The sequence below is a fragment of the Carnobacterium sp. FSL E2-0243 genome (assembly GCF_038003605.1).
Classification (GTDB): Bacteria; Bacillota; Bacilli; order Lactobacillales; family Carnobacteriaceae; genus Carnobacterium; species Carnobacterium maltaromaticum.
The window spans coordinates 1,477,615-1,497,094 of the sequence record NZ_JBBOPM010000001.1 but is presented as its reverse complement, the minus strand read 5'-3'; the positions used below and the strand labels follow the sequence as shown (position 1 = coordinate 1,497,094).

General features: G+C 34.5%; 20 protein-coding genes. 5 read left to right on the top strand and 15 right to left on the bottom strand.

Annotation, left to right across the window (positions count from 1 at the left end; genetic code table 11):
- Positions 1–223: 223 nt before the first annotated feature.
- The 6 genes from glnA to MHI00_RS06935 all read right to left on the bottom strand — a co-directional run bounded on the left by glnA (position 224) and on the right by MHI00_RS06935 (position 6,507).
- Complete coding sequence (gene glnA, locus MHI00_RS06960) at positions 224–1,558, bottom strand: type I glutamate--ammonia ligase (protein WP_010053336.1); 1,335 nt, start codon at positions 1,556–1,558, stop codon at positions 224–226.
- 82 nt (positions 1,559–1,640) lie between these two features.
- Positions 1,641–2,033 (bottom strand): MerR family transcriptional regulator, encoded by a 393-nt coding sequence (locus tag MHI00_RS06955; RefSeq protein ID WP_010053334.1) that lies wholly within the window; start codon positions 2,031–2,033, stop codon positions 1,641–1,643.
- A 270-nt stretch (positions 2,034–2,303) separates the two neighbouring features.
- Entirely contained in the window at positions 2,304–3,554 is a 1,251-nt protein-coding gene (locus tag MHI00_RS06950; RefSeq protein WP_341112252.1) for a methionine gamma-lyase family protein, read from the bottom strand.
- Complete coding sequence (hflX, locus tag MHI00_RS06945; protein WP_056999506.1) at positions 3,551–4,798, bottom strand: GTPase HflX; 1,248 nt, start codon at positions 4,796–4,798, stop codon at positions 3,551–3,553. Before hflX ends, MHI00_RS06950 begins: the two co-directional genes overlap by 4 nt.
- A 16-nt stretch (positions 4,799–4,814) precedes the next feature.
- On the bottom strand, positions 4,815–5,765 hold the full coding sequence (miaA, locus tag MHI00_RS06940; protein WP_056999507.1) for a tRNA (adenosine(37)-N6)-dimethylallyltransferase MiaA: 951 nt from the start codon (positions 5,763–5,765) through the stop codon (positions 4,815–4,817).
- A gap of 1 nt (position 5,766) precedes the next feature.
- Positions 5,767–6,507, bottom strand: a complete 741-nt coding sequence (locus MHI00_RS06935) for a glycerophosphodiester phosphodiesterase (protein ID WP_056999508.1) — start codon at positions 6,505–6,507, stop codon at positions 5,767–5,769.
- A gap of 188 nt (positions 6,508–6,695) precedes the next feature.
- Between MHI00_RS06935 and MHI00_RS06930 the strand changes: the two genes are divergently transcribed.
- Positions 6,696–6,926 carry an excisionase family DNA-binding protein gene (locus tag MHI00_RS06930; protein ID WP_015076653.1) on the top strand — a complete coding sequence of 77 codons (231 nt, stop codon included), beginning with the start codon at positions 6,696–6,698 and terminating at the stop codon, positions 6,924–6,926.
- Between the two features lie 80 nt (positions 6,927–7,006).
- Here the strand turns inward: MHI00_RS06930 and MHI00_RS06925 are convergent, their stop codons facing one another.
- The 7 genes from MHI00_RS06925 to rpmG all read right to left on the bottom strand — a co-directional run bounded on the left by MHI00_RS06925 (position 7,007) and on the right by rpmG (position 11,552).
- Positions 7,007–7,408: a rhodanese-like domain-containing protein gene (locus MHI00_RS06925; protein ID WP_029451663.1), complete on the bottom strand. Its 402-nt coding sequence runs from the start codon at positions 7,406–7,408 to the stop codon at positions 7,007–7,009.
- Positions 7,409–7,496: 88 nt separating this feature from the next.
- On the bottom strand, positions 7,497–8,615 hold the full coding sequence (locus MHI00_RS06920) for a YqgU-like beta propeller domain-containing protein (protein WP_015076654.1): 1,119 nt from the start codon (positions 8,613–8,615) through the stop codon (positions 7,497–7,499).
- A gap of 147 nt (positions 8,616–8,762) precedes the next feature.
- Positions 8,763–9,731, bottom strand: a complete 969-nt coding sequence (locus MHI00_RS06915) for an ROK family glucokinase (protein WP_010053322.1) — start codon at positions 9,729–9,731, stop codon at positions 8,763–8,765.
- Positions 9,732–9,751: 20 nt separating this feature from the next.
- Positions 9,752–9,955, bottom strand: a complete 204-nt coding sequence (locus MHI00_RS06910) for a YqgQ family protein (protein ID WP_015076657.1) — start codon at positions 9,953–9,955, stop codon at positions 9,752–9,754.
- Positions 9,956–9,973: 18 nt separating this feature from the next.
- Positions 9,974–10,684, bottom strand: coding sequence for a rhomboid family intramembrane serine protease (locus MHI00_RS06905; RefSeq protein WP_341112242.1), 711 nt, complete (start codon positions 10,682–10,684; stop codon positions 9,974–9,976).
- Between the two features lie 77 nt (positions 10,685–10,761).
- Positions 10,762–11,295, bottom strand: coding sequence for a 5-formyltetrahydrofolate cyclo-ligase (locus MHI00_RS06900; protein WP_010053314.1), 534 nt, complete (start codon positions 11,293–11,295; stop codon positions 10,762–10,764).
- Between the two features lie 107 nt (positions 11,296–11,402).
- Positions 11,403–11,552: a 50S ribosomal protein L33 gene (gene rpmG / locus MHI00_RS06895; protein ID WP_010053313.1), complete on the bottom strand. Its 150-nt coding sequence runs from the start codon at positions 11,550–11,552 to the stop codon at positions 11,403–11,405.
- Positions 11,553–11,822: 270 nt separating this feature from the next.
- Between rpmG and MHI00_RS06890 the strand changes: the two genes are divergently transcribed.
- Together MHI00_RS06890 and MHI00_RS06885 are read left to right on the top strand one after the other, a co-directional pair.
- Positions 11,823–12,173 (top strand): hypothetical protein, encoded by a 351-nt coding sequence (locus MHI00_RS06890; protein WP_010053312.1) that lies wholly within the window; start codon positions 11,823–11,825, stop codon positions 12,171–12,173.
- 20 nt (positions 12,174–12,193) lie between these two features.
- On the top strand, positions 12,194–12,760 hold the full coding sequence (locus MHI00_RS06885) for a hypothetical protein (RefSeq protein WP_015076658.1): 567 nt from the start codon (positions 12,194–12,196) through the stop codon (positions 12,758–12,760).
- Between the two features lie 125 nt (positions 12,761–12,885).
- Here MHI00_RS06885 and MHI00_RS06880 read toward each other — a convergent pair whose 3' ends face one another.
- Positions 12,886–14,940 carry a peptidoglycan D,D-transpeptidase FtsI family protein gene (locus tag MHI00_RS06880; RefSeq protein ID WP_010054286.1) on the bottom strand — a complete coding sequence of 685 codons (2,055 nt, stop codon included), beginning with the start codon at positions 14,938–14,940 and terminating at the stop codon, positions 12,886–12,888.
- 201 nt (positions 14,941–15,141) lie between these two features.
- Between MHI00_RS06880 and MHI00_RS06875 the strand changes: the two genes are divergently transcribed.
- Both MHI00_RS06875 and MHI00_RS06870 read left to right on the top strand, forming a co-directional pair.
- Positions 15,142–17,946 carry a YfhO family protein gene (locus MHI00_RS06875; protein WP_332629169.1) on the top strand — a complete coding sequence of 935 codons (2,805 nt, stop codon included), beginning with the start codon at positions 15,142–15,144 and terminating at the stop codon, positions 17,944–17,946.
- The gene (locus tag MHI00_RS06870; protein WP_332629171.1) at positions 17,943–18,578 is read left to right on the top strand and encodes a pentapeptide repeat-containing protein; all 636 of its coding nucleotides are present in this window, start codon (positions 17,943–17,945) and stop codon (positions 18,576–18,578) included. The genes MHI00_RS06875 and MHI00_RS06870 overlap by 4 nt, the downstream gene beginning before the upstream one ends.
- Before the next feature lie 184 nt (positions 18,579–18,762).
- Here MHI00_RS06870 and MHI00_RS06865 read toward each other — a convergent pair whose 3' ends face one another.
- Positions 18,763–19,371 (bottom strand): superoxide dismutase, encoded by a 609-nt coding sequence (locus tag MHI00_RS06865; protein ID WP_010054283.1) that lies wholly within the window; start codon positions 19,369–19,371, stop codon positions 18,763–18,765.
- Positions 19,372–19,480 lie beyond the last annotated feature (109 nt).

The window sequence follows — 19,480 nt, the reverse complement described above, 5'->3', positions numbered from 1 at the left end:
TAATTATCTGACAATTACAGCAGTATTTCCTCATCAAATATTAATTTTTCAAAAAAACCGAAAAAACTCCTTCTATAAAAGCGTCATACTATTCAGTTGTACTTAACTATTTTTGTTTTACTATTTATTAAAAAATAATTCATATAATAAAAAAACTCTTTTCAATTTATTAACTGATAGACAAAAAAAAGAAACCCTAATCAAAGGATTCCTTCTTGTTGTTTTAATAAAGTTCCATGTATTGCTCACGTTCCCATTCAGAAACTTGTTGACGGAACGCCGCCCACTCAATTCGTTTTGCTTCAACAAAGTTATTGTAAATATGAGAACCCAAAGCTTCTTTTACAACTTCATCTTGACGTAAATACTTAATTGCATTGTGTAAGGTTGAAGGTAAATCATTAATACCTCGTTCATGGCGCTCTTCTTCAGTCATCACATAAATATTACGATCGACTGGATCCGGAACTTTCATTTGATTTTTAATACCATCTAGTCCAGATTTTAAAAGGACTGCCATTGCCAAGTACGGATTAGCAGTTGGATCTACGCTTCTAAGTTCGATTCGTGTTGATAGCCCACGAGATTCAGGAACACGGACTAATGGAGAACGATTACGTCCACTCCAAGCAACATAAACGGGCGCTTCATAACCAGGAACCAAACGCTTATAAGAATTGACTGTCGGGTTACAAATTGCTGTATAGGCTCTGGCGTGTTTTAAAATTCCAGCCATAAATTGACGAGCAGTTTCACTTAATTGCATTTCTCCCTCTTCATCATAGAAAGCATTGCCATCTTTATTGAATAAAGACATATTAAAATGCATACCAGATCCATTTACTCCAAATAACGGTTTTGGCATAAACGTAGCATGAAGACCATGCTGACGAGCAACTGTTTTCACAACTAACTTGAAGGTTTGAATATAATCACACGCATCAATCGCATTGGCATATTTCCAATCAATCTCGTGTTGTCCTGGAGCTACTTCATGATGGCTAGCTTCAATTTCAAATCCCATTTCTTCTAATTGTAAAACAATTTCACGACGACAATTTTCACCTAAGTCAGTAGGCGCAAAATCAAAGTAGCCACCTTTATCATTTAACTCAAGAGTAGGTTCCCCATTTTCATCTAGTTTGAATAAGAAAAACTCAGGCTCAGGCCCTAAGTTAAATTCAGTAAAACCAAATTCTTCCATTTCTTTAAGGACACGTTTTAAGTTATTTCGTGGATCACCAGCAAAAGGAGTTCCGCCAGGATTATAAATATCACAAATTAAACGAGCAATTTTTCCTTTTCCAGTTCCCCAAGGAAAAATCAACCAAGAATCTAAATCTGGACGTAAATACATATCACTTTCTTCAATCCGAACAAAACCTTCGATCGAAGAACCGTCAAACATCATTTTATTGCTCAATACTTTTTCTAATTGACTAATCGGAACCTCAACATTTTTGATGATTCCCATAATATCAGTAAACATTAATCGTAAAAAACGAACATCTTCTTCTTTAGCAATACGTTTAATTTCTTCTTTTGTAAATTCTGGCATTTCCTTTTCCCCCCGTTATAGGTTAGTAATTTTTTACTTTTTTTAACCATAAAAAGTTAAAATGGCTCTATATAATTAAATCCTAAATCATTCGCTTAGGATCAACAGACTGATGTGGACCATTTGCATTAAGACCACTGACAGATAAAAATTCAGCATGTAAAATTCGACGAACATCGTCATCTGTCATTACTCTTTTTTGCTCAATTCGTTTCTTTTCTTTTTCTTGTTGTTTTAATTCATAAATTCTTTTAATCCCTGCCATATTGATTCCATCAGATAAGTAATCTTTAATCTCTAAGAGAACATCAATGTCATTTAGAGAATACATCCTTCTGTTCCCTTCATTGCGCTCGGGGTGAATTAGATCCTGTTCTTCATAATACCGAATTTGCCTTGCTGTTAAATCTGTTAATTTCATAACTGTACCAATTGGAAAAACCGACATTGATCTACGAAGTTCTTTCTCTTTCATTTTTGCCCTCCTTTCAATTACTTTATTAGAATACCAGTGTTTAATTCACTTGTCAACAAAAAAAAGACCAAATGTCAGATTATCTAACACCGTTTAACGAATGATCCATTATATATACGGATTTTTAGTTTGGATTAAATAAAAAAATTACATATAGACCACTCTATTTTTTATTGATTACTAATTCCAACTAAATAAAATAGACCTAGAGTGAATTCGCCAAAAACTCTGGCTGAATTCAAACTCTAAGTCTATTATTCCTTTTTATTGCTAAAAAAACAACTCTGAAACAGCTGCCGTAACAGCTAACTTAACATGTTCATAAGTTAAACCACCTTGAACATAGAGTGTATAAGGCGAACGAATAGGGCCATCTGCAGTCAATTCTAAGCTTGCGCCTTGAATAAAAGTTCCAGCAGCCATAATAACATCATCTTCATACCCGGGCATATAAGCCCCAATTGGCATTACATGAGCATTTATAGGTGAATATTTTTGAATTGTTTGTGCAAAACGAACCATTTTCTCAGGATCATTTAATGAAATCATTTGAATGAGATCCGTTCTTGGATCGTCCCATTTAGGGGTACTTTCAATCTGGCATTCAGCTAACAAAGCGGCCGTATAGATAGCTCCCTTAACAGCTTCACCAACTACATGAGGCGCTAAAAAGAATCCTTGGTACATTTCCTGAAGACTATACAGAGAGGCTCCTGCTTCTCGACCAATCCCTGGTGAAGTCAGACGATAGCCACAAGCTTCGATTAAATCTTCACGCCCAACAATATAGCCTCCAATTTTAGCTAAACCGCCACCTGGATTCTTAATTAGAGAACCTGCTATTAGATCAGCCCCAACTTCGATTGGCTCTCTTTCTTCAACAAACTCTCCATAGCAGTTATCGACAAAAATAACAGCTTCTGGAGCCCATTGACGTACAGTCTGAATCATTGCTTCAATTTTTTCAATCGTAAAGGAAGGACGACTTGCATAGCCTCTTGAACGTTGAATCGCAATCATTTTTGTTTTCGGGGTAATACAATTTTTCACAGCATCAAAATCGACTTCACCATCTACTAATAGATCGACATGTTGGTACCCAATTTGGTACTCTTTTAAAGAACCAATTCCATTTCCCGTTTCCCCAACAATCTCTAAAAGCGTATCATAAGGTGCCCCAGTTATATATAACAAGTCATCTCCTGGACGCAATACACCAAATAATGCTGTAGAAATAGCATGTGTCCCAGAAATGATCTGTGGTCGCACTAATCCCGCTTCCGCTTTAAATACATCCGCATAGACTTTTTCTAATGTATCTCGGCCAAAATCATCATACCCATAACCGGTTGTCGGATTAAAATGTTGATCAGAAACCTGATTTTCTCTAAAACTACTTAAAACCTTATTCTGATTCTCTAAGGCTATTTGATGAACCAAATCATGTAAAGGTTTAATTTTTTCTTCAACCTCTTGAATCTTTTGTTTTAATTCTATTGTGTATGGACTTTTCCAACTCATTCTAATTCTCGCTCTCCAATCCATTTTGATTGCTCTTTTGCATACCCTTTTACAAAATAACTATTTTTCTCTTCGTTATATTCTTCTGAAATAATTAGCGTTTCTTTCTTCAACTTAACTAGCGCCCCACCTTGATCTGCGGCTATTTCAAATTGATAAGGTACTAGCGTCTCTTTCATAATTTCCATAATCTTATGATACAATTCAGCAATATCGTCGTCATTACGGGCAGATATCAGCACACTTGGAAATAAATCAGGTAAAAATGAACCCGTAATCAAATCTCGTTTGTTATAGACCGTCAACATAGGAATTCTATCCATCTTAAGTTCTTTCAATAATTCTAAAACCGTTTTTTCATGCCCGAGCATATCTTCAGCCGCTGCATCTACAACATGGAGTAACAAATCAACATTTTTAGTTTCCTCTAAAGTGGAATGGAAGGCATCGATAAGCTGTGTAGGTAAATCTTGAATAAAACCAACTGTATCCGTTAAAGTCACATTCATTCCTGTCGGTAAAACTAATTTACGAGTCAACGGGTCTAACGTTGCAAATAGTTGATTTTGTTCATACGTTTCTGCATGGGTTAATTGATTTAGTAATGTTGATTTCCCAGCATTTGTATAACCCATTAACCCAATCTGGAAGGTTGTTCCATCATTTCGTCGTTCACGACTTCTTTCACGATGTGCCTCCGTTTCTTTCAAGGTACGTTTAATATCTGTAATTTGGTCCCGAATATGGCGCCGATCTGTTTCCAATTTGGTTTCACCAGGTCCTCTTGTCCCAATTCCGCCCCCCAATTTAGAAAGATTTTTACCTTGCCCAGCTAAACGTGGCAATAAATAGTGCAATTGAGCTAATCCCACTTGCAACTTGCCCTCTTTACTTTGTGCCCGCATTGCAAAAATATCTAAAATCAATTGAACTCTGTCAATCACTTTAAGATCGATTTCTGCTTGAATATTGCGCGTTTGACCAGGAGTTAACCCGTGGTTAAAAATAATCACATCCGCTTCAGTTTCTTCAGCTAACCGAACTAATTCTTGTAACTTCCCTTTACCTAAGTATGTTTTACTATCCATTCTTGGGCGTTTTTGCGTTAATTCAGCAACAACCTCACCTTTTGCAGTTTCTGTTAACTGCGCCAATTCTTTTAACGAATAAACGAAGGCTTGATCTGATTCTGTTGTTTGTACTCCGACTATAATCACACGTTCACGGGCTTCTTTGGTATTCATACAACCACCTACTTTTTTATTTTTGATTACTAAGAAATGTCTTGATTGTTTCAATTAAGGTAGCTTTTTGATTTGGATTTTTAATTAAATCCCACCATTCAACAACTGCCCAACGATTGCGAAACCATGTCAATTGCCGTTTTGCATACCGCCTAGAATTTTGTTGTATTTGTTTTTGAGCTTCTTCCAAATTTATTTTTCCGTTAAAATAAGCCGTTAACTCTTTATAGCCAATCCCTAATGCCGCCTGAGAATTAGGAATATTTTGCTGATAAAGCCAATGCGCTTCTTCCAATAAACCCATTTCGAACATGTTTAGAACACGTTCATTTATTCGCTGATAAAGAACCTCACGATCTGTTGTTAATCCTATAATCTTAGCATCGTAGAAGGGTTCCTTTATTGTATGCTCTTTCTGGAAGCTAGAAAAAGGTTTACCCGTCAAATGATAGACCTCTAAAGCTCGAATCACTCGTTTCACATTATTAGGATGGATATTTTCTGCTGCTTTAGGGTCATTCATTTGTAATTCGGACCATAAAGCGAGATTCCCTTTTTCTCGTGCCTCTGATTCCTTTAAATGGCGATAGGCCAGATCAGTCTCTTCAACTGTTCCTCCAAAAGACAAATCATAAAGCAGTGCTTCAATATACAAGCCTGTTCCACCTACAATAATTGGCACTTTTCCACGAGCTTCGATAGCTGAAATCGCTTTTCGAGCATCTTTTTGAAAATCAGAAACCGAATATCCTTGAGTTACATCTACACAGTCAATTAAATGATGCGGTATGCCTGCCTGTTCGTCTTTCGTCACTTTTGCAGTTCCAATATCCAGTCGGCGATAAATCTGCATAGAGTCCCCACTAATAATCTCACCATCAATTGCCTGTGCCAACGAGATGCTTAAATTCGTTTTTCCAACCGCAGTTGGTCCAACAATAATCACAATTTTTGTTTTATCAGTCATTCTATTCTCCTTTATCCCAGTGATTACGTATCATTAATGCTATCTCTGGATAATCTGTAATAATTGCAGCTACTTTTTTACGAATAAAATACTGTATACTTGATTTTTCATTCACTGTCCAAACTCGAAGTGGCAAGCGCGGTTTACCAAGTATAAGTCTAGCCTTAGCCCAGTCCACCGGCACATGCCAAGCTTCCACAGAGTACTCCCCATTTAAACGCGTCTGGGCACGACCAACTTTTTTAAATAGTAAGGCCACCTGATTCTTATCATTTATTTTTTTCATCTCAATTAATGTATCATAATTAAAACTAGAGTAGACAATATCATAGGCGGGTGCTGTTTCTTGAACTAAGCTATATACTTTTCGACTCATCTCAGGATAAACAATTTTATCTGTCTTTAATTCAATATTCAGAAGCCCACAAAACCCCTCAGTTACTAACATATCCAATACTTCCTTTAAAGTCGGAATAGTCACTTTAGAATATAAAGGATCAAACCAGCTTCCAGCATCTAACGACTTTAACTCTTGCAAGGTCAACTCGCTTACTAAACCAGTGCCATTCGTTGTTCGATCAACTGTCTCATCGTGAATGACTACGACTTCACCATCCGAACTTAAATGAACATCTAATTCAATTCCATCACTTCCAACATGTAATGCTTCGCGAAAGGCAGTTAGTGTATTTTCAGGTCTTGTACTTTTACTTCCTCGATGGGCAATTATTTTTGTTTTCATTTATTTTCTCCACGTAGTAAGTTTAATTTCAATATCCCTATTGTACCATGAAACCATTTATTTTCTGCTAAAAAATAGCTATATTCAAGATTGTTTCAATTATTTTTTTAAAGATTTATTTTTCTAGCTAACATAGCTCGTCTTTTTCTTAAAAATAACGTAAAATAAAACAAAGGAGTGTGCCCATAATGTATTTAACAATTGAAGAAACGGCTGAATATTTAAACTTACCTATCAGTGATATCGAGCGCTTGATTCGAGAAAAACAAATTCGAACCTTATCTGATGGTGAAACACTGTTAATTTATAAAGAACAATTTAACCTCTTTATTAAAGAAATGGAAAAAGCAAAAAAAGAGCTAGAAGATTATTTAGCTGAACCTATCCCAGAAGATATTGATATAAAAGATGAAGACTAATCCATAGTTACACGTTCATTACCCATTAAACATAGAAAAAGCATCTAAAATCGACTAACAATTTTAGATGCTTTTTATTTTTATGATTTCTTTTTAACTTTGCCTGTCCAACCTTGGTAACCATTTTTCAGACGATAAATTTCTGTATAACCCGCTTTTTTCAAACGAACAGCCGCACGGCCACTCATTGCCTTTTTTTGGTCATATAAATAAACTGGAATATCTTTTCTAATTTCGACCATTCGGGTTTTAAATGCTGAATACGGAATGTTACGAGCTCCAAGGATATGTCCAGCATCAAATTCTGCTTTTTCACGAACATCAATCACTTGAACTTTACGCATGTCTTTTTTGAAATCCTCTTCAGATAGTTCAACAGCTGCACGTTTTCTATTAAAATAACCATAGACTTCATACCCGATCATACCTAATAAAACTAGTGCTAATAAAATATTTACAATTAAATTTCCACTCAACTTCATTTGCCCCTTTCATCTATCGCCTACAATGAACAATTGTACACAAGAATGACAAAATTTGCTAGAGTTTTTTAAAAAACAAACAAGCTAATCACGATTTTGGTGTCTTTTCCGGAATATTCAAAAGTGGGTAAATCTTTTTCGTCTTTAAATCAGCTACATTTTCAAACCGCCAACCATATAAAACGCGCTTCCCATTTGGACTTACCTGGATTGGGGCATTATCAGGCAAATCTAATATCGGTATGATTTTACGCTCTTCAAAGTCTAATTCAGCTAATTGATACTCTCCCATCTCTAACTCCAGATGCACCGCTTTTTTTGGCAACACTCCATAAATAGGGGCTTTTCGCTGAGCTTGAGAAAGATAGGGAAACAATAAACGGTCATTCATTGACATTTTAGGGACTTCCAAAAATCCTTTATCTACCATAAAAGGATATTGATAACTTAAAAGCAACTCGTACTCATTGAAGTCTGACGGCGAAAAAGTAATTAATGCATCATTATTTAGATAAAAGCCTGATACTTGATTACGTAAATAAGTTTTTTTACCCGTGCGAACATCTCCCAGATACAACTCACCTTTTGTCAATAAAAACTCACCTAAATTATCCACATACACATACAAGTTATCTGAATACCAAACCGGAGTCAAAGAATCATTAGGCACATCTTTCAATGTATTCTCCGAAACTTTCCAGTCTAAAACTTTCAACACATTTTCGGTTTCATAATAAGCTAAAAACAGTTCCGCATTATTTGAACCATTCCAACTAACATTCAAATACCCTTGTGTATCAACAGTATTTTCTTTTAAAATTTTCCCTTCTAAATCAATTACTTGCAATTTACTTTTTTGTTCTTCAGCTAATTGGATGAAAATTTTCTTGCTATCTGGCGAGATTGCAGAAGTTAAAATAAGTGCATTTGGTTTATATAAAATTTTTAACTCACCAGTAACAACATTAAATTTATATAAAACATCTTTAAAATCATGTCCGCAATGAACTAAAACTTCTTCATTAGATAACCATCCCATCACTTTTTTGATACTATCTAGCTCAATTGGAATCTTTTTATAACTTATTGCGGTCTCTTCTTTTTTTTCTTCATGATTTTCTACCGTTTTCCCACACCCACCTAAACCAATAATTGAGAGGAAAACCAGAATTATAGTTCCATATAGAGCTTGTTTTGTCCATTTCATGCCATCACCCAATTATTCTAAATTTAGTTTTTGTTTATTAATAAAGTATAGCATAGCATGAAATCTTTAGCATCCAAGAGGCATTTAAGTTTTAAAAATTCAAAAAAAAAGCTGCGCAGTTTTGCTCAGCCTTAATTTTTATAGCTATTATTTTTTACTAAACTGACGAGCTAACGAGCTAGCTCCAATGATACCTGCATCATTTCCTAGTTGAGCCAGTTTAATCCGTGTGCTCTGACGAACTTGCGGAAAAGAGAATTGTTCAAAATAATGACGAACTTGGTCCAATAAAAACTCACCAGCCGCTGAAACTCCACCACCAATAACAATATCTGACGGATTTAACATATTCCCAATATTTCCACAAGCTAAACCTAGATAGAAAGAAACTTTATCAATGACTTTAATAGCAAGAACATCCCCATCTTTAGCTAAATCGAAAACCGTTTTAGCCGTTACTTGTTGTCCATCATCAATCATATATTTCAGACGAGAATCACCAGAAAAATTATCTGCATAATCTCTGGCAACACGCACTACTCCAGTGGCACTTGCAACGGTTTCTAAACACCCTTTTTTCCCACAAGTACATTCGTAACCTTCTGGATCAACGGTAATATGCCCAATTTCTCCAGCAGCCCCCACAATACCGTGTAACAAGTGACCTTCAGCAATAATACCTCCACCGACACCTGTACCCAATGTAATAAAGGTTACATCATCCCCGTTTTCTCCAGCACCTTTCCAACGTTCACCTAAAGCGGCAACATTGGCATCATTATCAATAGCAAATGGGATACCCGTTCCTTCTTCGATATCCTTTTTAACAAACTGCAGTGTTTTCCAATTTAAATTGTACGCTCCAATAACAGTTCCTTTTTCACGATCAACCGTTCCTGGTGAACCCATTCCAATTCCAATAAAATCAGCTTTCGTCATATTATAACGTTCCAAGTGTTGATTAATAGATGCAACAATGCTCGGCACAATCTTAGAACCTTCATCATCACTATCTGTTTCAATACTCCATTTTTGTTGAACTTCGCCTGCTTCCGTTAGAATAGCAAATTTAACAGTTGTACCACCTAAGTCAATTCCAATCAGTTTTTTAGACACTGCTATTTCCTCCAAATCACTTATTTTTCTTTTCCTTCTTCAATACGATGCTCCTGTTTTAAAACTAAAACTGCTGCAATGTAGGTTTCATTGGGAATCAATCCTTCATCATTTAAACTTTTTAACTCGATTTGCATTAATTCGATGTCCCACAAACGTTTTCCCACATAAACATAAATACCAAATCTTCTTAATAGTTGTTGAACATCATACAACGTTCTCACATTGCCACATCCTCATAATTATACTCCAATTGTTGTTCTTTTGAAACCGATTGCGATAAAAAATAATAGCGCTATCGTATAAGCAACTCCTGCAATAATCCGTTTCGTTTTTAAATCTACAGGAGCATTAGGAACAGAGATAGCTGTTGCAATTAAAAAGCCACCTACCAAGCCACCAGCATGCCCAGCATTATCTACATTCCCATCTCCTATTGAAAGAAATCCTGTAATAAAGTTAAATACAATTAGAATTCCAAAAGTCTTGGCAATTTCACGATAATAAGCATTTCCTTTAAAGGTTTCTGCCAACATTAAAGTTGTAGCAAATAAGCCAAATATTGATGTACTTGCACCAGCAGATACTGAATCACTAAACGCAAAACTAGCTACATTTCCAGCAACACCACTCAATAAATAAATTAACGCGAAACGCCAATGCCCCATAATTTTCTCTAAATGTGTTCCAATATAATACACACATACCGAGTTAACCGCCAGATGCAACCAACCGATATGCAGAAACATTGGTGTGATCAAACGCCACCAATCACCCATTACAATTAAGGGGTTAAATTTCGCTCCAAAAAGAATCAGTGTATACGTATTTTCACTACCGCCCAAAAAAAGCGTCATTAGTAAAAAAAGTATAATTTGAATCGTTAAGAAAGTATATGTCATAAAAGGTTTATTTGAGAAACGTTTTAATTTCATTTCAGTTTGATAATTCAATACTTCACCTCATTTTCATTTTATCTTTCTTATTATAGCGAACTCCCACATTATTTTCTAGTCTATTTTCAGCAAACTTAAGTCAAAATTAACTGAACAGGAATGTCGTATGAATCTACAGTCCAATCATTTGTTAGTTGTTGAGGAAGCGCTAAAGAAATTGTTTTCCCTTGATAATCTGCCAAATACCGATCATAATAACCAGCTCCAAAACCAATTCGATAACCAGCTGAATTAAAACCTACCCCCGGAACTATCAGTAATTGAATTTGCTCTTTTGGGACAGCTGGTAATGATTTTATCGGCTCTAAAATGCCAAATGAAGACCTTTCCATTTTTGTTTCTGGCGTATAATAGACAAAATCCATTTGTCCCGCTTTTTTAGTTCTAGGAACAACTACCTTTTTATCCGATTGCCAAGCTGCTTTAATCAGAGGCTTTGTGTCAATTTCAAGCGCTTGAGCTAAAGTTAATCCAATTGTGGAGGCATTTTCCCACCAACTATGAGCAAGTAATTTTTCAACAAGTCTTTTTTCAATTTTAGCCTTCTCAACCTCAGAGAGTTTTTCTAATCTTTCAATTAACTCAACTCTTACTATACTTTTATCCATTAGCTCCCCCACCCTCTAACTTTATTTCTAATTATCTACGTTAGCCTATCAATACATGTGAAATTTATTACATTTTGAATACAAAAAAAACAACAGGATTCCTGTTGTTATTTTGTTTCACGATGTAATGTCATACGACGTTCACGCGGACAATATTTTTTAAATTCTACACGATCTGGATTGTTACGTTTGTTTTTCTTTGAGTGGTAATTACGTTCTTTACACTCAGTACATTCCAATGTAATGTTTACACGCATGTTCTTCCCTCCAAGCATTCAACCATATTTGAAGAAACATTTTTGTTATCTTCGGACTTGAATATCATATCATTTTTTTGCAAAAGTTGCTAGCTTTTTTTTATACTTTGTAAAGTTTTTTTACTTTACAAGGAATTTAAACTATTTTCCTACATTTAAAACTCTTAAGTTTTGTTCATTTAAATATTAAATTTATTTTACAAAATACTTTTAGACGGTCAAATATGGTACACTAACTAATGAGATTTAATGAAAGAGGTGATTTAAAAAATGGACATTTGGTGGATCGTTATTATCCTATTGATTATTTCAGTCGCATTGATTGTATGGTCTTTCTACAAAAAGGACAATGGAGAAAAAGTACAAGAAGAATTTGAAGAATTATCTTTGCAATTGATGCAAGATATTTATCATTTAAAAAATCGCGTAGCAGCGCTTGAAAATGAACTGAATATTCAATCAGAAGAAACTTCTTCTTCAATGAAAATTCACGATGTATTGAAAAATCATGTGGTTACCTTATACACACAAGGCGTATCTCTTGAAAATATTGCGTCACAAACACAATTATCACTTGCAACTGTTCAAGTTGTTGTAAATGAGTACGTTGAACAAAATTAAAATTCAAAGGAGAATTATAAATGAATAGACCTGCATTACGCTTTTTAGCAGTCGGCTTTTTAGTTTCTGCCTTGGTTCTTTCAGGTTATCGTCTCTTTCTGTATGAACCTTCAACTTCAACTGCAAAAAGTAGTGAAACAGCTAAGAAAGAAAAAACTTTGTCTGCAGATGAAAAGTCTTATAAAGAAAAATATGAAGAGCTTCTAACTAAAGTTGAACTTGAAAAAGTAACTGGTGATAGTAGCTCAACTGATAGCTCTAAAACTGATTCTAGTTCTAAAACAGCTGATGATAAGAAAGCAACTGACGCTGCAGCTGCAGCCGCTAAAAAGAAAGCTGATGAAGAAGCAGCGAAGAAAAAGGCTGAAGAAGATAAAGTCAAAAAATATACTTTAGTTATTGGTCAAGGTGATCCAACTAGTGCCGCTGTTGATCAATTAGCTAGCCAAGGAATCATTAAAGACGCAAATGAATTTACTCAATTCTTGTCTGCTAATGATTATGAAATGTATATCCGTGATGGTTCTTATGAAGTGAACAGCTCAATGTCTTACGAACAAATTGCAAAAATCATTACACACCGTTAAATAGAAATTAAACCCAAGAAACTATCTATCTTAGTTTCTTGGGTTTTTATATTTTTTGTCTAAATAAAAACGATAGGAAAAACATTACCAGTTAAGGAGATGTTTTTCTTATCGTTTTTCATTATTTATTTTTTCATATCAAAATAGGCATTAAAAACAGCACTAGCTACATCTTTATTGATCGTATTTTTATCATTTGGCATAAATGGCACAACGACAGTCACTGCAATTTCTGGGTTGTCAGCTGGCGCATACCCAACAAATGTTAGATTGTATACGGAAGTACCATTCATTGCTGTTTGAGGCCCATAATAAAAGGCCTCTGCTGTACCTGTTTTACCAGCAATGTTGTTAGGTGATGCTACTAAACTTCCGGTACCTGTTTTATTTCTATGGCTACCATGAACCACATTGTACATCCCTGTTTGAACCCGTTTAATTTCTTCATTTCCTACATTCACTCGGTTAAGAATATTTGGCTGTAGCTCAGTTTGAAGCGCACCTAACTTGCCATCCTCATCTGTTTCTCGAATTTCCTTCACAACACGCGGTGCAATTCGATTTCCACCATTGGCAATTGTTGAAATATACTGATTTAGTTGAAGCGTTGTATAGGTGTCAAATTGACCATAAGCGAAATCGAGAGCTAACCCTGCATTGGATTGTTCGCCTGGCAAACCAGTTGATTCACCTGGCAAGTCAATTCCAGTTGGGACTCCTAATCCAAATTGCGCATAATACGATCTTAATTTTGAAAAAACTAAGTTCATATCAATATCCAGGCTTCCATTAGGAACATAATTGTTTTGACCACCCATTCGCATAGCTATTTGCATCATATACGAGTTAGAAGAAACTTCTAAGGCTGTTTCATCTGACATTAATTCGTTGCTGCCGTTTCGGTTAAACCACGAACTTTTTAATGCTGTTCCTTTAAATAGCAAAGGTTGATCTAGAATCATGTTATTATCTAAGCTAATGACACCATCCATATAGCCAGCCAAGACAGTCGCCCCTTTGACAGAAGATCCCATCGTGTATTGACTATTCATGACACCTAATGCATCATCTTCAATTTGATTGGTTTCGAAATTATATTTCTGGCCGGTCATCGCTAATATTTCCCCTGTATGAGGGTCAGAGGCCATGACATACATTCTATCTGTCAAACCACCTAAAATTCCATTAAGAGCATTTTTAGTGATTTCTTCAACTTGTTTTTGAAACTCAATATCAATGGTTAAAACTAAGTTATCGCCTTTAGAACCTTCGTACTTGGCAATCGTATTGATAATATCACCATTTGCATTCGTTTCTGTTTCTGATTTTGATTTTGAACCACTTAACACTGTTTCGTATTGTTTTTCTAAATAACTATTCCCAACACGATCATTTCTAGCATAACCTTTAGCTAACAGCGCACTTGCTTGATCCTCGGGTAAACCAACTTTTTCAGTGGTTACACTCCCTAAAATACTTCGTAACATTTCACCTTCAGGATAAACACGTTGCCAGTCTGTCGACGTATCAACACCTGGTAAATCAACTAAATTCTCACTAATTGCTGCAATTTCCGTATCAGAAACATCTTTACTTTTAATATACGTTGTTGTTAATGCATACGCACCGTTCATTCTTTTAAAAATAGCTGCCACTTGCTTTTCTTGTTCTGTAATCGGTGCAAGATCTTCAGGCGTAATTTTTGATAATTGAACTTGATATAACTCAGATCCTTTTAATTCAAGTTCTTTTTTACTTAAACGTTTATTTAATTCTTTTTCATGGACAATTGCCCAATAGTCTTGTAAATCCCGCTCATTTAAATCCTCTATGCTATCTGGTGTCATCTGAATAAAGGTACCGAGTTTAGTCGCGATTTTCATCATATCTTTCCCACTAACTTGCGCACCTCTAGTATAGGTAATTGCTTGTAGAGCTGTATTACCAACTAATTGACGTCCTTGACTGTCATAAATCATCCCACGGGGAACCGTTCCGGTTGCCGTTGTCATTTCCGTTCGCTTAACTTCTGCTTCAAATTCTTCTCCCTTAACAATTTGCAAATAACCTAATCGAACAATTAAACTTGCAAATAAAAGAAAGACAATAAAAAATAACAAATTTAAACGAAAAGGAATATGGGATTTTTTCTTTTTCATACTACCATTTGATTCTGCCACTATTCCACCATCCTGTTCATTTACTGATTCTATTTGATTGTAACAAATTTATTAAAGTTTCACCAATATTAAATAATTTTCAGTTAATTTCAACCCGTTCTATGCTATTCTATAACAAGATACTAAATATAGTAACAAAAACTTGAATTCTTAAAAAAAATTTAGAGTTCAAAGTGTTTTTCTAAGGAGTGCATGTGAACTATGTCAAATTTGCTTCAAGCCATTAAAAAATTTTTCCAAAGTCATTGGCCACTTTTACTAGCGTTTTTTGGTCCTTTTATTATTATGGCCACAATTTATGGATTCCAAGGCGTTTATCCCTTTGGAAATAGCACCTTATTAACGGTTGATCTCGGTCAACAATATGTTGATTTTTATGCTTATTATCGTGAAACCTTGCTCCACAATCCTTTAAGCTTTTTTTATTCTTTTTCTAAAGCAATTGGTGGCGATATGATTGGGCTTTGGGCTTATTATTTAACCAGTCCTTTTAATTTAATTTTAATCCTTTTTCCACCCAAATTAATTACTTTAGCCGTTACTACTTTAACGTTAATAAAAATTAGTACTGCTGGACTAACTTTTGGTATTCTTCTAAAAAAAGCATTCGATGGCAAAGGATTTATTTTGGCCGCCTTTTCGATTAGCTATGCATTAATGGGCTATACGATTGTCAATCAATTAAATATTATGTGGTTAGATGGACTTGTTTTTCTACCCATGGTTATTTTAGGAATTGAGAAATTACTTATTACAAAAAAAGGTAGTTTTTATACCCTCTTTTTAGCTATTATGCTGGTAGCAAATTACTACATTGCCTATATGATTTGTATTTTCACTGTTGTCTATTTTTTCTTCCGTTTAACAGGTATTCATTTTCCTAACAAAATTGCTTTAAAAAAGAAAATTATTTATTTTTTCACAACTTTTTTACGGTTTGCTTGGTATTCTTTATTAGCTGGTGGACTCTCAGCCTTCTTATTGATCCCAACCTTCAATGCTTTGTTAGCTAGTAAGGCAAGTTACACAAATTTCAAATTAGATTGGAATTTCAATTATCCTATTCAAGAAATTATAGCTAAATTCTATCTAGGCGCCTTTAATTTTGATCAGATGCCTGATGGAACACCCAATGTTTTTATTGGCAGTTTAGCGCTTATTTCATTTGGTTGCTTCTTTTTTAATCGGGCTTTTCCAATTCGTGAACGTTTTGGCGCATTATTAGTCAGTATATTTTTAATTCTATCCATGAATATCAAAGCACTTAATTTAATGTGGCATGGGATGCAATATCCTATTTGGTACCCTTATCGCTTTTCATTTGTTTTCTGCTTTTTTATGATTTTATTAGGTTTTAGAAGTTTTATGCAGTTGAAAAAAATACCTATTTGGGGCATTATCCTAACACTTTCTTTAACTGCACTTGCCTCTGTTTATCTTTTGAAGGCTCAGTTTGATTTCATTTACGAAGCGCAGATTATTTTAACTTCTCTCTTTGTTGTTCTGATTGTCTTGCTTTTAATTCTAAAAGCACAAAATTATTTTTGGTTGCCTTTAGCCTTTTTTCTCGTTAGTGTTGCTGAAATGACCATTAATGCCACTGTTGATCTATCTAGATTAAGTTATGTAACAAATTCCAGTTTCTTAGATTATAAAAAAGAAGTTGGCTCTGCCATCAATCAAATTCAAGAAAATGATTCTGATTTTTATCGAATTGAAAAAACTTTTTTACGTTCAAAAAATGATAGTTTTCAATTTGGTTATCCAAGTGTGACTCATTTCAGTTCGACTTTTGAAAAAGAAATCCCCACACTTTTTGGCAATTTAGGCTTTCCAGTCGGGAATGGTTTTGTCACTTATTCTAACGGAACATTGTTTACAGATGCATTTTTTGGCATTAAATATTTTGCTAGTGAAAATAATACTCTTTATCAACTTCCAGGAAATTATCTAGACTCATCATCGGAATTAGCAACAGATTCTTTACCTGATAATCCTTTAAATGAAAATGTACTAGAGAATTTTACTAAATCGGAAAGCAACTTAACGAAGCAAGACTTAACCTTAAATGTGATGTCTAACAAACCTGATTTACGCTACTATTTAAAACAAAATAGCCATGAATTTATTTCAATTTTTAAAAACCCAAATGCGCTACCAATAGCCTTTGGGGCCGATGAACAGTTGCTCCAAGAAAAGTTATTAATTGGCCAACCGATTCAATTACAAGAAAATTTACTCCAAAGTATGGACCAAAAAGATGAACGAATTCGTTACTTCACACCTTTAGCTTTCAATAGTACTGTTTTTCAAAATGTGACTTCAAATGGCAATATGCAAAATATTACCTATAAAAAACAAGTTGCAAATAAAAAAGCAACGGTTGATTTTCAATTTACACCTCAAACAGATGATCCGTACTATATTACGCTAGGTCCAAGTATTAAAGAAAAGAATGCCACCATTTATTTAAATGGGAAAGTATTGAATCAGTATAAGACCTACCGTGATTCAATTGTAATCAACGTTGCAAGTCGACAAAAAGGTGAAACTATTACTATTTCCTTCGAACTCTTAGAAGATACATTATGGCTTGATAATTTTCATCTTTATCGTTTTAACGAAGCGGCTTTTCAATCTGTTATAACTAATTTAAAAGCGAATCAATTAACTATAGATAGTTACGGAGAAACCTACTTTAAAGGTCATGTAACAATCCAAAACGACAATCAAATTCTAATGACGACGATCCCTGATAGTCCTGGATGGACCGTTAAAATTGATGGTAAACCAGTGAAATCAAAAAAAGTCTTAGATACATTAATGGCTGTGCCTATTTCTAAAGGCAAACACCAAGTTGAAATGCGTTACCGTACACCGTATTTTAAAGAAGCCGTAATTATTAGTTTGCTTAGTGGCGGGCTTCTGATTGCCTCGCACCTATTTTTTACCAAAGGGAAACATAGTCACAATCAAGTTCAATTAAAGGAGACAAAACCGAAATGAAGCCCATAAAAAAAGAGTTACCTAGAATTCCAAAGCAATTAATTCTAGCTGATTTTGATGAAATTGAAGACGAAGCTTTTTATGAAAACTGTTTATTTGAAAATTGTACTTTATCTAATCGCCAATTAGATAAGGTATGCTTTAAACATAGTCGCTTTATCAACGTGACATTTGAAAATATGACTTTCCATCAATTAGAATTATTGGATGTTGAGTTTCATAAATGCAATATCAGCAATACGGAAATGATTGGGGTTATTCTACATCGAAGCCTTTTAAAAGGCAGTAAATTTGTTGGATGTAACTTCTCAGAAGGGATGGTCCTGGATACTTCTTTTGAGGACTGTTTTGGAAACTACAGCTTTTTTAGTTATACCACATTTAAACGTGTTGTTTTTGAAGCAACTTCGTTAATTGAAAGTGATTTTTTTGAAGTCAAATGGCAAAAATTACAATTTGATCAATGTAATTTAGATGGTGCTAATTTTATGAACACTGATTTACGAGGGTTAGATTTTAGTACTTCAATTTTTGAAAAGATAGCTCTATCCTTTGATTTGCTGAAAGGTTGCACAATTAACCCTCAACAATCATTAGTTCTAGTTGCTGCTTTAGGTGTAAATATCTCCTGAAATTTTATTAAATAATTAAATAAAAATAAGTGTTAATGACTGAAAATCATTAACACTTATTTTTTTATCATGAAAATTCTAACTTTTTCACAAATCTAACTACACCTTATTTTTATCACTGGCTAGATTACCTCTATACAAAAAAACTTTCTTACCTAAAATAGGTAAGAAAGTTTCATTCAATCTATTTAGCAGCTGCATAGTGTTTAGCAACTTGTTCCCAGTTTACTAGGTTCCAAAATGCTTTAATATAAGCTGGACGTACATTTTTGTAATTTAGGTAATAAGCATGTTCCCATACATCTAAGCCTAAAATAGGTGTTTTACCTTCTGATAATGGTGTATCTTGGTTTGGAGTTGAAGTGATTGCTAATTTGCCACCATCTAAAACTAACCAAGCCCAACCTGAACCAAAACGAGTTGTTGCTGCTGCTGCAAAATCTTCTTGGAATTTTGCAAAGCTACCAAAAGTAGCGTCAATAGCGTCTTTAACCTCACCAGTTGGTTCTCCACCACCTGTTGGTGATAAGATTTCCCAGAAGAATGAATGGTTTGCGTGTCCTCCACCGTTATTACGTACAGCAGTACGAATATCTTCAGGAATTGCATCTAAGTTGCTAACTAAATCTTCAATTGTTTTTTCACCTAATTCAGGGTGTTTTTCAATTGCCGCATTTAAATTGGTTACGTAAGTTACATGATGTTTATCATGATGTAAATGCATAGTTTCTGCATCAATATTTGGTTCTAGTGCATCATAAGCATAAGGTAATTCTGGAACTGTATAAGTCATTTGTATCTTCCTCCAATAAAAGTTTTTTATGTAATCACTTACTTGGCGACTACCCTCTAAATGTATCACGTCTTAAGTGAAATTTCAAAGTTTCTGCTTCATTTCTTCT